Source organism: Paracoccus lichenicola, from assembly GCF_009708075.1.
Lineage (GTDB): Bacteria > Pseudomonadota > Alphaproteobacteria > Rhodobacterales > Rhodobacteraceae > Paracoccus > Paracoccus lichenicola.
The window spans coordinates 549,002-563,154 of record NZ_WMBT01000001.1 but is presented as its reverse complement, the minus strand read 5'-3'; the positions used below and the strand labels follow the sequence as shown (position 1 = coordinate 563,154).

Below are 14,153 nucleotides of genomic sequence, written 5' to 3'. Positions count from 1 at the left end.
GGGCTTCGCCCCTCGGCTCGTTCCGAGCCTCACCCCAGGATATTTGTATGAAGAAGAAGGGCGGGGTTCCCCGCCTTTCCTTATCGCAGCGCCGCGATGACCCGCGCCCAGGATCGTGCGCCCTTGGCGAAGCTTTGCACGTCGTATTTCTCGTTCGGGGAATGGATGCGGTCGTCGTCGCGGGCGAATCCGATCAGCATCGAATCCATGCCCAGGATCGTCTTGAAGTCGCCCGCGATCGGGATGGACCCGCCGCTGCCGATGAAGGCCGCGTCCTGCCCCCATTCGTCGCCCAAGGCCTGGCGCGCTGCCGCAAAGGCCGGGTCCGAGGTGTCCATCACGCTGGCCGGGCTGCCGCCGTGTTCGTGGAATTCCGCTGTGCAGTCGGGCGGCAGGAAGCCTCGCACATGGTCGCGGAAGGCCGCGCGAATTTGGGCGGGATCCTGGGTGCCGGTCAGGCGGAAGCTGACCTTGGCGCGCGCCTCGGCGGGAAGGACGGTCTTGAAGCCGTCGCCGGTATAGCCGCCGGTGATGCCGTTGATTTCCGCCGTGGGGCGGTTCCAGGCCATTTCCACCGGCATCCGGCCCTGTTCGCCGACCGGATGGGACAGGCCCACGCGGCCCAGCATCGTGCCCGCGTCAAACCCCAGCGATTCCCAATCGCGGCGCAGGCCGGGCGACAGATCCTGCACGCCGTCATAGAAGCCGGGCAGCGTGACGCGGCCATCCGCGTCCCTCAGCGCGGCAAGCGCCTGCGCCAGAATCATGATCGGATTGGCCGCCAACCCGCCGAACAGGCCGGAATGCAGGTCGCGGTCGGCACCGCGGATCACGACCTCCTCGCCCACCAGGCCGCGCAGTTGCGTGACGATGGCGGGCCGCGTGCCGCCGAACAACTCGGTGTCGCAGATCATCGCCAGGGATGCGCGCAACGCGTCGGCATTGTCGCGCAGGAAGGGGCGCAGGGAAGGGGAGCCTGACTCCTCCTCGCCCTCGAACAGCAGGATCAGGTCGGGGGGGACTTCGCCGTGGACATCGCGCCAAGCCCGGAAGGCCTCGACGAAGGTCATCAACTGGCCCTTGTCGTCGGAGGCGCCGCGCGCGCGGATGATGCGGCCTGCCGGCGTGTCCTCGATCCGCGGATCGAAGGGCGAGCGGTCCCACAAGGACAAGGGATCGACCGGCTGCACGTCATAGTGGCCATAGAACAGCAGGGGCCGCGCGCCCCCGGGCTGCGACCGCGCGACCACCATCGGGTGCCCCGGCGTGTCGCGGACCGCCGCGTCAAAGCCGATCCCGGCCAGTTCGTCCCGCAGCCATTCGGCGGCGGCGCGCACATCGCCCGCATGGGCCGGATCGGTCGAAATCGAGGGGATGCGCAGAAAGGCGATCAACCTGTCCAAAGCGGTGTCCAGCCCTTGATCCAGCCGGGCCAGAACCTCATCTAATCTTGCGTCTTGCGCCATCCTCACCCTGCTTTCCGAGTCGTTTTCCACGCCTTGCGAATGGTCCCTTGGTCGATCTGCGACATTTTTGACCTGTCATTTGCGGCATTTGACATGTATCAACGCAGGACCGCGCGCGATCTGACAATGATTGCCCCCAGCCAGCTATGCAAGGGAACGCCCGCAATGAATTACGATGCCGCCTTGGACCAGGCTATCGGTCGGCTGCATGAGGAAGGCCGCTATCGGACCTTCATCGATATCGAGCGGGTGAAGGGCCAGTTCCCCCAAGCCGTCTGGACGCGCCCCGATGGCGAAAAGCAGGACATCACCGTCTGGTGCGGCAACGATTACCTGGGGATGGGCCAGCACCCGGTGGTGCTGGCGGCGATGCACGAGGCCCTGGACGCGGTGGGCGCGGGGTCCGGCGGGACGCGCAACATTTCCGGCACGACGGTCTATCACAAGCGGCTGGAGGCCGAACTGGCCGACCTGCACGGCAAGGAAGCCGCGCTTGTCTTTTCCAGCGCCTACATCGCCAACGACGCCACGCTGTCCACGCTGCGCAAGCTGTTCCCGGGCCTCATCATCTATTCGGACGAGCTGAACCACGCGTCCATGATCGAGGGGATCAAGCGGTTCGACGGCGCCAAGCGCATCTTCCGCCACAACGACCTGGCCCATCTGCGGCAACTGCTGGCCGCTGACGATCCCAGCCTGCCCAAGCTGATCGCGTTCGAGTCGATCTATTCGATGGACGGCGATTTCGGGCCGATCAAGGCGATCTGCGACCTGGCCGACGAATTCAACGCCCTGACCTATCTGGACGAGGTTCACGCGGTCGGCATGTACGGCCCGCGCGGCGGCGGCGTGGCCGAACGCGACGGGCTGTCGGGCCGCATCGACATCTTCAACGGCACCCTGGGCAAGGCCTTCGGCGTCTTCGGCGGCTATATCGCGGGCACGGCCAAGATGATGGACGCGATCCGGTCCTATGCGCCGGGCTTCATCTTCACCACGTCGCTGCCGCCTGCCGTCGCGGCAGGGGCCGCGGCCTCGATCGCCCTTTTGAAAGGCCCCGAAGGCCAGCACCTGCGCGATGCCCAGCAGTTGCACGCCCGGATCCTGAAGATGCGGCTGAAATCGCTGGGGATGCCGATCATCGACCATGGCAGCCATATCGTGCCCGTGCATGTCGGCCATCCGGTCCATTGCAAGATGCTGTCGGACATGCTGCTGCGTGACTATGGCATCTATGTCCAGCCGATCAACTTTCCCACCGTGCCGCGCGGCACGGAACGGCTGCGCTTCACCCCGTCGCCGGTTCATGCGCCCCGCCAGATCGACCATCTGGTCAAGGCGATGGACAGGTTGTGGTCACATTGTGCGCTCAACCGTCAGGAAATGAGCGCATAATCAAATCGCTTGGTGAACTGCTCTCGCCTGCGTGATAAGCTCGGGCTAAAGAAAAGCACGGAACCGTTCGATTCGGGCGGGGTTCCTGCACCGGGCTATGAGGCAGACAAGAAAATGAGCAGGCTGCGGGCTGAGAACCCGGCAGAAGAGGATTCGCGGGTGGAGGGAATGGACCATTTCCTCGGCGACGACACGCGCCTTGGCGACATCATGCGGGGCGAAAGGGCAACCCTGGGCAAGTCGCTGCTGGACGTGCAGCGAGAGCTTCGCATCCGCGCGTCCTATGTCGCCGCGATCGAGAATTGCGACATCACCGCCTTTGACGCGCCCAGCTTCGTGTCGGGCTATGTGCGGTCCTATGCGCGCTATCTGGGGATGGATCCCGACTGGACCTTCCGCCGCTTTTGCCTGGAGTCGGGGTTCCAGCCGACGCATGGCATGGCCCCCACGGCAGCCGGACCCAAGCCCGCGCGGCGCCCGTCCGACCCGGTCGAGGCTTTGGCCAATCCCAAGGCGCTGTTCATCCCGCAGCAGGAAAGCTTCTGGTCCGACATCGAGCCGCGCGCCATCGGTGCGGTGCTAGTGCTGATCGCGCTGGTCTGCGGGCTGGCCTATGGCGGCTGGTCGGTCCTGCAAGAGGTGCAGCGCGTCACCCTGACGCCGGGCGAGAATGCGCCGGGCGTCGTGACGGCCCTGGATCCGGCCGAGGGCGCGGGCATGGCCGAGCCCCCGCTGGACATGTCCGGCACCACGGAACTGGCCGAAAGCCTGCCGCAGCCCGAAGGGCTTGACCGGCTGTATCGCCCGCAGATCCTCGAGGCGCCGGTCATGACCGCGCGCGACGGCCCGATCGCCGCCATCGACCCCGGACTGACCCAGGTTCCCGTCGCCGGTGACACGGCGGTCGCGCAGGCTGCGCCCGGGGCGGCGAGTGCCATCCAGCAAGCCCTGGCCGAGGCCGCGCAGGCGCCCTTTGGCCCGCCCATGCCCGAACAGACCACCGCCGCGATCACCGTGGCGCCCGATGCGCCCGCGCTGGAACTCTTGGCGGCGCGCCCGGCCTGGGTGCGCGTCACCTCGGCCGACGGGACGGTGCTGCTGGAAAAGATCATGGACGCGGGCGAACGCTTCACGCTGCCCAGCCTGGAGGAACCGCCGGTGCTGCGCACGGGCAATTCGGGCGCGGTCTATTTCGCGGTGAACGGGCAGACCTATGGTCCCGCGGCACCCGGTCCGCAGGTGGTCAAGAACATCAAGCTGTCGCCCGAGGACGTGACGGGCAAATACGCCTTGGCGGATCTGAACGCGGATCCCGAACTGGCGCAGATGGTCGCGGTGGCGCAGGCGACGCCGGTGACGGACGCGCAGACCACGGCGACCGAGTAGCCGTTTGCGTCCCGCGAAAGCCGGGGGCCAGCCCCCGGACCCCCGGGATATTTGGGCAAAGGTGAACGGGCCTAGTCGCCCCAGGTTCGTTCCAGCAGGGTGATCCAGTTTTCGCTGGCGATCTTGCGGATCAGGGTGTCGCCATAGCCGTGGTCCTGCATGGCGCCGATCAGCGCGGGCAGGGCGGCGGCATCCGGCAGGTCGCGCGGCATCAGGGCGCCGTCGAAATCGGAGCCGAGCGCCACGCCATCCTCGCCCAGGATCGCCAGCAGGTGATCCAGGTGGCGCAGCATGGTGTCGAAGCCCTCCAAGGGCAGGCGGCGGCCATCCGGGCGCAGGAAGCTGGAGGCGAAGTTCAGGCCGACCAGGCCACCGCTGTCGGCGATGACCTGCAACTGCCGGTCGGTCAGGTTGCGGCTGCTTTCGCTGATGACATGGACGCAGCTGTGGCTGGCGACCAGGGGGGCGTCGGACAGGCGGGCCACGTCGTTGAACCCGGCCTCGTTCAGATGGGACAGATCCAGCATGATCCGCAACCCGTTGCATTCGCGGACCAGGGTCTTGCCCGCATCCGTCAGGCCCGCCCCCGTATCGGGGGACGAGGGGAAGGCGAAGGGCACGCCCTCGGCATAAATGGTCGGCCGCGACCAGACCGGACCCAGCGACCGCAGCCCCGCCGCGTGCCACAGGTGCAGCGCATCCATGTCGGGGATCGCCTCGGCCCCCTCCATGTGCATGACCGCGGCGATGCGGCCCGCAGCGATGGTTTCGCGGATGCCGCGGGCCGAGGTCACGATGTCCAGCGTGCCGGTCCGTTCCAGGGCCTTCAGCGCGGCCGCCTGGGCGAAGGCGTGGGGCAGGGCCTCGGCAAAGGGGATCCGGGGCGGCAGGGGCATGGAGAAGGGCGGATGTTCCATCAGCGCCACGGCGGCGGCGTCGTTGGGGTTCAGCGGCGCGGGGATCCAGATCGCGAAGAAGCCGCCGACCAGCCCGCCCGCCCGGGCGCGCGGCAGGTCCAGGTGGCCGGTGCCGTCCCCCTTCAGCCAGACATCGGGGCCGGACGCCACGACGCGTTGCAGGAAATCGTTGTGGCCGTCGAATACCGGGATCATCCGCTTCTCCTTGGTTTGACCCGACCATGCACATCCCCGCGCGGGCGGCAATGGCTGGCGCTTGGCGCGGCGCGCGATTCGGCGCTAGGCTGGTTTCCGCAAGCAAGGGAGACGCCAGCCATGCCCGACATCCGCCGCGATTTCGACGGCCAGACCGTCATCACCACCTTCGAGGTGACGCCCGGCAGCGCCCACGACGTGCTGGATCTGCTGACCGACGCCTGGGACCAGGTGATCCGCCGCCAGCCGGGCTTCGTGTCGGGCGCGATCCACCTCAACGACGCCCAGACCCGGATCGCCACCTATTCCCAATGGCGCGACCGCCGCGATTACCAGGCCATGCTGCGCGAGCCGGAGATGCGGCGCAGGAACCGCGCCATCAACGGCATGTGCAAGAGCTTCGAGCCGGTGATGTACGAGGTCCAAGCCGTTTTCGACAGGGATGCTGCAACCGCGAAATAGGCCGTGCAATGGCAGCGTCCGGCCGCTAACCTTCCGTCAACCGGGCAGGAGTGGGCGATGGCAGGCAGGATCATCACGGTCGCGCAGCAAAAGGGCGGGTCAGGCAAGACCACCCTGGCCGTCAACCTGGCCGTCAGCCTGCACGAACGCGGCCATTCCGTCGCGCTGATCGACACCGATCCCCAGGGCAGCCTGGGCCGCTGGTTCATCGAACGGATGGCTGCGCGGGGCGAGGACGAGGCGATGGATTTTTCCACCTCGTCCGCCTGGGGGGCCAGCTACGAATCGGAAAAGCTGAAGAAGCGGTTCGATTTCGTGATCATCGACACGCCGCCCAAGATCGACAGCGACCTGCGCCCCGCGCTGCGGGTGGCCGATCTGGTGCTGGTGCCGGTGGCCATCAGCCATGTGGATCTGTGGGCGACCGAAGGCGTGCTGGATCTGGCGCGGCGCGAAAAGGCCCGCGTGCTGGTGGTGATGAACCGCGTGCGGCCCCATACCCGCCTGTCCGCCGAGGTGGCGCAAAAGGCCGCCGACCTGGGCGCCGATGTCGCCGGGACGCAGCTGGCCAGCCGGATGGTTTACGCCGAAACGCTGGGGCAGGGGGTGGGCGCCCTGGAACGCGCCCGCAGCGGCCCCGCGCGGGACGAGATGGTGAAGCTGACGGACGAGATCCTGGCCGCGATGGCCTAGACCGGCAGGATCGCCGGGCCGTCGGGCGTGTCCACCCGCCGCACGGTGATGTTGAAGGCGCGGCGCAGCAGGTCGTCGCGCAGGACCGCCTCGGGCGGGCCATCCGCCAGCACATGCCCGTTCGACAGCAGCACCAGCCGCGAACAGAACCGCGCCGCAAGCCCCAGGTCGTGGATCGAGGCGAGGACCGTCCTGCCTTCGCCCGCCAGTTCCCGGAACAGGCGCAGGCAGGCCAACTGCTGCGCCGGATCCAGGCCCGCGATGGGTTCGTCGGCGATCAGCAGGGGCGTGTCCTGCGCCAGCGCGCGGGCGATCAGGGCGCGGTTCTGTTCGCCCCCCGACAGGCGCAGGGCGGTGCGCTTGCGGAACGGCTCCAGCCCCATGCGGGCGATAGCCGCGTCGGTGGCGATACGGTCGATGCCGCTGCGCCCGCCGCCGGGCCAGGGGATGCGTCCCAAGGCTACCAGATCGGCGACGCTGACGGGCCAGGCGATCTCGCGCGATTGCGGCAGATAGGCGGCGTGGCGCGCGCGGCGGTCGGCAGGCATGGCGGCCAGGGTCGAGATGCCGGTGAAGGGGATCAGGCCAAGCGCGGCCTCCATCAGGGACGACTTGCCCGCGCCGTTGGGACCGATCAGGCCGACGAATTCGCCTGGGTTCAGGGCCAGGCTGACGCCGTGCAGCACGGGGCGGCGGCGGCGGGTGACGGAGAGACGGGTCACGGTCAGGACCATCAAACGCGCCCCCCGCTGCGGGTTTTCCAGATCAGGTGCAGGAACAAGGGCGCGCCCACGATGGCCGTCAGCACGCCCAGCTTCAGGTCGCGGTCCGGCACGATCAGCCGCACCGCGATGTCGGATGCCAGCAGCAGCGCCGCCCCGCCGAGCGCCGAGGCGGGCAGCAGCGCCGAGGGCCGCGCGCCCACCCAGGGGCGCAGGACATGCGGGACGACCAGTCCCACGAAGCCGATGGCCCCGGCCACGGCGGTCGCAGGCCCGACGATCAGCGCGGTGCCCGCGATCAGACGCCAGCGCAGCGACGGCCCGGCCATGCCAAGGGTCTGCGCCGCGGCCTCGCCCAGGGTCAGGGCGTCGAGCGCGTGGCGGGTGGTCAGGATCAGCGCCGCGCCAAGCAGCATCGGCGGCAGGGCCAGCCAGACATGCAGCATGGACTTGTCGGCCAGCGATCCCATCAGCCAGAAGACGATCTCGCTGGCGGCATAGGGGTTGGGCGACAGGTTCAGCACCAGGGCGGTGCCCGCGCCCGCGAGCGCCGAGATCGCCACCCCCGCCAGGATCAGCGTCACGGACCCGCCGCGCGGACCGGCCAGCGCCACCAGCATCGCCACCCCGGCAGCCGCCCCGACCAGGGCGGCAAGCGGCAGGGCCAGCGCGGCCACCAGAGACAGCCCGGTCTGGATCGCGATCACCGCACCCAGGGCAGCCATGCCGGATATGCCGATCAGCCCCGGCTCGGCCAGCGGGTTGCGCAGGTATCCCTGCAAGGCCGCGCCCGTCAGCCCAAGGCCCGCGCCCACGGCCACGCCCAGGATCGCGCGGGGCAGGCGGATTTCGCGCATCACGATGGGCAGCGGGCCGTCGCCCCCAAGGGCCAGGGCGCGCAGCGCATCCATCGCGGGCAGTCCCGCCGGGCCGGTCAGCAGGGATGCCAGGAACAGCGCCGCGACCAGCAGCAACAGGGCGGGGAACAGCCCCCTCATTCCAGCGACCGGATGGCGCGGGTGACGAAGGGGGTGCCGCAGGTCCAGTTCAGGTCCGTGACCTGCGCGCGGCCCGGAAAGGCGGCCAGGGCGGGATGATCCAGGATCGCCTCGCCCTGCGACTGGCCGGGCCATTTGGCCCCGGTGATCAGGCGGTCGGGGTCCGACATGACCAGCAGTTCCAGGGGCAGGGTTGTCGTGGCGCTGATGCCGTGGTCGGCGGCGATGTTGGCGTATCCCGCAGCCTCCAGGATCGACCCGGCCAGCGTGTCCGGTCCCGAGGTGAAGCCGTTCGCCTCATACAGCGCCGCGCGGCCCCGGCCGCCGGGGCGGCGGGCGGCGGCCAGATCGGCGTCGAAGCGGGCCAGCAGGTCGCGCGCGGCCTGGGGTTGGCCCAGCCAGTCGCCCATGCGGGTGATGTCGGCGCGGATGGCGTCGAAATCCTCGGCGGGGGGCGGGGTTTCGACGCGGATGCCCAGGCGGCGCAGCATCGCCACCGTCGCGGGCGGGGTATAGGTGCCCGCGATCACCAGGTCGGGGCGCATCAGATAGATCTCCTCGGCCCGGCCGGTGTTGGCCTTGTAGGCTGCGGCCTGGTCCGCCATGGGCGACAGGCGCGGATCCTGGGCCAGGCTGCTGACCGACACCAGTTGCTCGGGCGCCGCCAGCATCATCGCCAGCTGGTCGCTGCACAGGTTCATCGACACCACGCGCTGCGGCGCGGCCCCCGCTGGCAAGGCGGCGGCGATCAGGACCGCCGCTGCCAGGATGGCATCAGAACGACGCACGCAGCCCCGCATAAACCGCCCGGCCCGAGGTGCCATAGCCGCTGACCCACTGGTAATCCTCGTCGAACACGTTCTCCAGCCGCAGATAGGCGGTGGCGTTGTCGCGGAGGGGATGGCTGACCAGCAGATCGACGGTGGTGAAGTCGTCGAGATCGTTCGCGCGCCCGGCGACGTGCTGCAGGTCGATGCCTGCCGTGGTGCCGGTGGCGAAGGTCGTCTCGGCCCCCAGGTTCAGCACGCGCTCGGGGACTTGTGCCCAGTCCACATCCGTCTGGTTGTCGATGAAGGTATAGCTGGCGGTCAGCGCATGGCCCGCGCCGAAGGCATGGCGGCCGTCGATTTCCACCCCCCGGCGGCGGGCGGTGCCGGGCACCTGGGCATAGCCGTCGTCCATCCAGTCCACCGTGCCGCGATCATCCCAGCCGATCATGTTGTCCGCCTTCAGCCAGAATGCCGTCGCGCGCAGGTGGCTGTCGCCCCATCGCTTTTCGACGCCGATCTCGTGGGTGCGGCTTTCCTCGCGTTCCAGGGTGGGATCGCCGTAGATGCTGAACAGTTCGTACAGCGACGGCGCGCGGAAGCCGTTGCCGATGGCGGCACGGAACAGCAGGTCGCCGTCGGCGCGATAGACCGCCGCCACCCGCCCCGAGGTGAAGCCGCCGAACCGCGAATGATCGTCGCGGCGCAGCGATGTGGTCACGTCGATCCTGTCGCCAAGGGCGGTGGTGGTTTCCACGAAAACGCCGCTGATGCGGGCATCGGCGCTGCCCTCGGCTTCCTCTTTTTCGGTGTCGGCGCCGAAGACCGCGCGGACGCCCGCCCCGATGTCGGTCGCGCCTTGCCAGGACAGCTTGGTCCGGGTGCCGTCGAAGGGCGTGGCGAAGCCGTCATAAACGCTGGTGCGATCGATGCGGTAACGGGTCAGGGCGATGTCGTGATCCACCGCGCCTGTCGTGAATTCTGCAAAGCCGCGCAGGCCATAGGATTCGTTTTCCGAATAGTCGTTGCCCGGCGTGCCCGCCACGTCGCTGAAGTCGTCGAAATCGCCGGTGCTGTCCTCCCAGAAGCCGTTGAAGCCGACCGTGACGCCGTTTTCCAGCCGGTGCGCGCTGTAGAAGGACAGGCGCGTCGCCTCGTATCCGTCGTCCTCGAAATTGCCGTCATCCTCGTCCAGGGCAGAAAAACCGTCGCTGCGGAGATGGCTGACCTGGAAGGCCACGTCGGTGCCGTCCCGGCGCAGGGTGGCACCATAGGTGGCGGTCAGCGTGTCGTAGCTGCCGGCCTCGATCCCGAAATGGTGGTGCAACCCGTCCTGGGTCGGGCGCAGCGATTGCAGCGTCAGGACGCCTGCCACGGCACGCGAGCCATAGAGCGCAGATTGCGCGCCGCGCAGCAGTTCGGCCCGGCCGACGCTTGTGCCGGTCAGCCCGCCGAAATCATAGGCGGGCTTCGGTCCGGTCGGGTCCGATACCTCGATCCCGTCGATCACGACGGGCAGGTATTGGGCGGGCGCGCCCCGGACCTGCAGGAACCCGGTGGTGCCCAGCGGTCCCGACTGGCGCAGCGTCACGCCCGGCAAGCGGGTCAGGCTGCGCGTCAGGGGCTGGCCTGCACGGTTGTCCAGGTCCCCGGCCGTCAGGACGGACACGGAGCTGCCCGACCGGCTGAGTTCCGTGGCCTCTCGGTTGGCGGTCAGGGTGATCTCGTCCAGGACAAAGCGGTCCTGCGCCAGGGCGGGCAGGGCGGTGGTCAGCGACAGGGCGGCGGTCAGGGTCAGGAATAGCGGTCTTGCGGTCACGAATGACATCCTTCCAGGAACCCGGGTGGATGACCCGGGCGCGATGCGGTTCGTCTGACGGGAATTGACCCGCCGGACAGCGACACCACCACGACGGAAGTTTCCGTTTCCGGCGCGCCCCTCGCACGCCGTCAGGGTGATCGCGTTCGGCAGGTCTCCTGACTTGCGGGTCAAGGCTTGGCCGGGCCTTCCCATCCCCGCGGGGGACAGTGGCGTCATCCGGCCTCGCTCTCCGCTGACAGTTGCGGGGGCAGTCGCGGATTTCCACCGCGTTCCCTTTTAACCGGGGATGAACCCGGAACCGAGGCAGGGTTGCCTTAGCTCACAACCCCGTCATCAGGCAAGGGCAATCAGCCCAGCGAGGCGACCCAGTCCGGCACCGTTCGGCTAGCGGGGCCGGTGATGCGGCGGTGAAAGTCGTGGGCATTGGCGCTGGCGTCCAGGTTCAGTTCCACGCAATCCACGCCGCGCCGCCGGGCATGTTGGGCGAAACCGGCCGCCGGATAGACATTGCCCGAGGTGCCGATGGCCGCGAACAGGTCGGCGGTTTCCAGCGCCTCCCATATCCGCTCCATGTGATGGGGCATCTCTCCGAACCAGACGATGTCGGGGCGGGTGGCGGGACGCGTGCAGACGGGGCAGGGGTCGGTGGGCGCCATCACGGGCGGCGCGGGCCAGCGATGCCCGCAGGCGGCGCAGAGCGCGCCGGTCAGGGTGCCGTGCATGTGGATCACGTCCGGACTGCCCGCGCGTTCGTGCAGGTCATCGACATTCTGCGTGACCAGCGTCAGGTCGTGGCGCCGCGCCAGATCGGCCAGGGCCAGATGGGCGGCATTGGGCTGCGCCGCCGCGGCGTTCGCCCGGCGCATGTTGTAGAAGCGGTGGACCAGGCCGGGATCGGCGGTGAAGCCTTCGGGCGTGGCCACATCCTCGATCCGGTGGCTTTCCCACAGCCCGTCGCTGGCGCGAAAGGTCGCAAGCCCGCTTTCGGCGGAAATGCCCGCGCCGGTCAGGACGGTGATGCGCAAGGGGCTTACCGGCAATAGGCCTCGGCCTGGGACGCGAACCGCTTGTAGCGCGCCCAGAAGGCGTTGTCGGCATTGCTTTTGGACGTGCGGACCTCTTGCGCCTCGTGCGGGTCGCGGAAGAAGGACGCGGCGCGGCGCTGGTCGGACCGCGACAGGGTCTGGTTCGCGACCTGCTGGATGCAGCCGCACAAGGGCGCGTTGCCCCGCGCGCGGTCGGACCGCACGCAGGCGCTGTCGATGGGACCGGCGACGGCCAGCGGTGCGGTCATGATGATGGCTGCGGCCGCGATGACGATGCGGTTGAACATGAGCTGTCTCCTCGGTTGCCTTTGGGGTGGCGGGGGCCGGTTGAACCCGGTCTGCGATGCCCGTCCGGCGATGATGCTAGCAGGAATGGCCCGCCCGCTCAATCTGGCGCTGTGCCGCAGGGTTCGCCTGCCCCGTCAGGACGTTGCAACGGCAACCTCGTATCCCGCCGCGCGAATCACGTCCGCTGCACGGGCGGGGTCCAGCCCCTCGACCGTGACGGTCTTCGTGGCCAGATCGACGGCGGCGCGACCGCCGGCTTCGGCGATGGCAGCCTCGACGGCGGCCTTGCAATGGCCGCAGCTCATGTCGGGAACGGTGAAGGTCATGGAATCCTCCGGGGGTTTACAAGTCCGTGCCAGCATGATCCTGCAGGACGGCGACGGCAAGGCGGGGGATGCGATGATAACGGCCATCGGGTTGGATGCCGACGACACCCTGTGGGAAAACGAGACCTTCTTCCGCGTGACCGAAGCCGAATTCGCGGCCCTGCTGGCCGATCACGCCGAAAGCGCCGACATCGCCGGCCGGTTGCTGGACGTGGAGCGCGCGAACCTGGCGCGCTATGGCTTCGGCATCAAGGGCTTCATGCTGTCGATGGTCCAGACCGCGATCGAGCTGACGGACGGGCGCATCGACGGCCGCGCCATCGGCCGCATCCTGGACCTGGGGGCCGAGATGCTGGCCCATCCGGTCACCCTGCTGCCCGGCGTGACGCAGGCCTTGGACGCGCTGGCCGGGCGGCGGCTGATCCTGATCACCAAGGGCGATCTGATCGACCAGGAACGCAAGATCGCCGCATCGGGCCTGGCGGACCGCTTCGAGGCCGTCGAGATCCTGGCCGACAAGTCGCCCGAGACCTATGCCCGCGTGCTGCTGCGCGCGGGCGTGGCGGCGCAGGATTTTCTGATGGTCGGCAATTCGATGAAAAGCGACGTGCTGCCGGTGGTGGACCTGGGCGGCCACGGCGTCTTCATTCCCCACGCCCTGACCTGGGCCATCGAACATGCCGATGCGCCCCACCACCCCCGCGTGCATCGGCTGGCGGCCATCGCCGACCTGCCCGCCCTGATCGCGCGACTGGAGGTTGCCCATGCATAACCTGCGCGCCGCCATGCTGATGGTGCTGGCCATGGCCGCCTTCGCCTGCGAGGACGCGCTGCTGAAGGGCCTGTCGGGCCATATCCCCACGGGGCAGTTGCTGGCGGTGATCGGCTTTGCCGGGATGGTGGTCTTCGGCCTGTGGATCGCGCTTGGACCCGAAGGGCTGCGCCTGCGCACCCTGCTGCGCCCCCCCGTGGCCCTGCGCAACCTGTGCGAAGGCATCTGCGCCATCACCTTCCTAACCGCGCTGGCCACGGGCGACCTGTCCATCGCCTCCGCCATCCTGCAGGCGCAGCCCTTGCTGATGACGCTGGGCGCGGCGCTGTTCCTGGGCGAGCAGGTCGGCTGGCGCCGCTGGCTGTCGATTGCCGTGGGCTTTGCGGGGGTGCTGCTGATCGTCAAGCCCGGCACGGCGTCCTTCGAGGTCAGCTCGATCTTTGCCGTGATCGCCGTGCTGTCGCTTGCGGTGCGCGACCTGATCACGCGTCGCCTGCCGCCCGACGTGGGGTCGGGCCTGCTGTCCGCCGGGGCCTTCGGGTCGATGGGTGTCGCGGGCCTGGTGCTGATGGGATTCGGCGGGCAGGCGGCGGTTGCGCCGACAGCGGGGCAGGGGGCGCTGATGGCAGCGACGCTGTGCTTCGGCCTGCTGGGATACATCACCATGGTCGTCGCCACCCGCATCGCCGAGATCGCGGTGATCGCGCCGTTCCGGTACTCTCGCCTGCTGTTCGCGATGCTGCTGGCGGTGATCGTCTTCCGCGAGCGCCCCGACGCCCTGACCCTGGCCGGGGCGGCGCTGATCGCGGGCGCGGGCATCTATTCCATGTGGCGCGAGGCGCGGCTGCGGCGGGCGCGCCTGGCGGCTGTCCGGGGGGAGTAAAATCCCCTTCCCGCA

At 68.9% G+C, this 14,153-nt stretch carries 15 protein-coding genes and 1 riboswitch; of the genes, 6 read left to right on the top strand and 9 right to left on the bottom strand.

Annotated features, from left to right (window positions below):
- Nucleotides 1-80: 80 nt before the first annotated feature.
- The gene (locus GIY56_RS02805) at nt 81-1,466 is read right to left on the bottom strand and encodes a M20/M25/M40 family metallo-hydrolase (protein ID WP_154763281.1); all 1,386 of its coding nucleotides are present in this window, start codon (nt 1,464-1,466) and stop codon (nt 81-83) included.
- Nucleotides 1,467-1,631: 165 nt separating this feature from the next.
- Between GIY56_RS02805 and hemA the strand changes: the two genes are divergently transcribed.
- Both hemA and GIY56_RS02795 read left to right on the top strand, forming a co-directional pair.
- Nucleotides 1,632-2,861, top strand: a complete 1,230-nt coding sequence (gene hemA, locus GIY56_RS02800; protein WP_154763280.1) for a 5-aminolevulinate synthase — start codon at nt 1,632-1,634, stop codon at nt 2,859-2,861.
- Nucleotides 2,862-3,029: 168 nt separating this feature from the next.
- Complete coding sequence (locus GIY56_RS02795) at nt 3,030-4,247, top strand: helix-turn-helix domain-containing protein (protein WP_230312228.1); 1,218 nt, start codon at nt 3,030-3,032, stop codon at nt 4,245-4,247.
- A gap of 71 nt (nt 4,248-4,318) precedes the next feature.
- Here GIY56_RS02795 and GIY56_RS02790 read toward each other — a convergent pair whose 3' ends face one another.
- Nucleotides 4,319-5,359, bottom strand: coding sequence for a dipeptidase (locus GIY56_RS02790; protein WP_154763278.1), 1,041 nt, complete (start codon nt 5,357-5,359; stop codon nt 4,319-4,321).
- A gap of 120 nt (nt 5,360-5,479) precedes the next feature.
- On the opposite strand from GIY56_RS02790, the gene GIY56_RS02785 reads away from it, so the two are divergent.
- Together GIY56_RS02785 and parA are read left to right on the top strand one after the other, a co-directional pair.
- Nucleotides 5,480-5,821, top strand: coding sequence for an antibiotic biosynthesis monooxygenase family protein (locus tag GIY56_RS02785; protein ID WP_154763277.1), 342 nt, complete (start codon nt 5,480-5,482; stop codon nt 5,819-5,821).
- A gap of 57 nt (nt 5,822-5,878) precedes the next feature.
- Entirely contained in the window at nt 5,879-6,514 is a 636-nt protein-coding gene (parA, locus tag GIY56_RS02780) for a ParA family partition ATPase (protein ID WP_154763276.1), read from the top strand.
- Here parA and GIY56_RS02775 read toward each other — a convergent pair.
- The 7 genes from GIY56_RS02775 to GIY56_RS02745 all read right to left on the bottom strand — a co-directional run bounded on the left by GIY56_RS02775 (nt 6,511) and on the right by GIY56_RS02745 (nt 12,483).
- Nucleotides 6,511-7,251 carry an ABC transporter ATP-binding protein gene (locus GIY56_RS02775; RefSeq protein WP_196053526.1) on the bottom strand — a complete coding sequence of 247 codons (741 nt, stop codon included), beginning with the start codon at nt 7,249-7,251 and terminating at the stop codon, nt 6,511-6,513. The two genes, parA and GIY56_RS02775, sit on opposite strands and share 4 nt — an antisense overlap.
- Nucleotides 7,248-8,234, bottom strand: coding sequence for a FecCD family ABC transporter permease (locus GIY56_RS02770; protein ID WP_154763274.1), 987 nt, complete (start codon nt 8,232-8,234; stop codon nt 7,248-7,250). Before GIY56_RS02770 ends, GIY56_RS02775 begins: the two co-directional genes overlap by 4 nt.
- Nucleotides 8,231-9,022 carry an ABC transporter substrate-binding protein gene (locus tag GIY56_RS02765; RefSeq protein WP_328288413.1) on the bottom strand — a complete coding sequence of 264 codons (792 nt, stop codon included), beginning with the start codon at nt 9,020-9,022 and terminating at the stop codon, nt 8,231-8,233. The genes GIY56_RS02770 and GIY56_RS02765 overlap by 4 nt, the downstream gene beginning before the upstream one ends.
- Entirely contained in the window at nt 9,009-10,820 is a 1,812-nt protein-coding gene (locus GIY56_RS02760) for a TonB-dependent receptor plug domain-containing protein (RefSeq protein WP_196053525.1), read from the bottom strand. The genes GIY56_RS02765 and GIY56_RS02760 overlap by 14 nt, the downstream gene beginning before the upstream one ends.
- A 131-nt stretch (nt 10,821-10,951) precedes the next feature.
- Nucleotides 10,952-11,141, bottom strand: a riboswitch (cobalamin riboswitch).
- A 29-nt stretch (nt 11,142-11,170) separates the two neighbouring features.
- Nucleotides 11,171-11,848 (bottom strand): NAD-dependent deacylase, encoded by a 678-nt coding sequence (locus tag GIY56_RS02755; protein ID WP_154763271.1) that lies wholly within the window; start codon nt 11,846-11,848, stop codon nt 11,171-11,173.
- 5 nt (nt 11,849-11,853) lie between these two features.
- Entirely contained in the window at nt 11,854-12,156 is a 303-nt protein-coding gene (locus GIY56_RS02750) for a hypothetical protein (RefSeq protein WP_154763270.1), read from the bottom strand.
- A 135-nt stretch (nt 12,157-12,291) separates the two neighbouring features.
- Nucleotides 12,292-12,483, bottom strand: coding sequence for a heavy-metal-associated domain-containing protein (locus tag GIY56_RS02745; protein WP_154763269.1), 192 nt, complete (start codon nt 12,481-12,483; stop codon nt 12,292-12,294).
- A 34-nt stretch (nt 12,484-12,517) separates the two neighbouring features.
- Between GIY56_RS02745 and GIY56_RS02740 the strand changes: the two genes are divergently transcribed.
- Together GIY56_RS02740 and GIY56_RS02735 are read left to right on the top strand one after the other, a co-directional pair.
- On the top strand, nt 12,518-13,255 hold the full coding sequence (locus tag GIY56_RS02740) for an HAD family hydrolase (protein WP_230312227.1): 738 nt from the start codon (nt 12,518-12,520) through the stop codon (nt 13,253-13,255).
- Entirely contained in the window at nt 13,248-14,138 is an 891-nt protein-coding gene (locus GIY56_RS02735; protein WP_154763268.1) for a DMT family transporter, read from the top strand. The genes GIY56_RS02740 and GIY56_RS02735 overlap by 8 nt, the downstream gene beginning before the upstream one ends.
- Nucleotides 14,139-14,153: the final 15 nt, after the last annotated feature.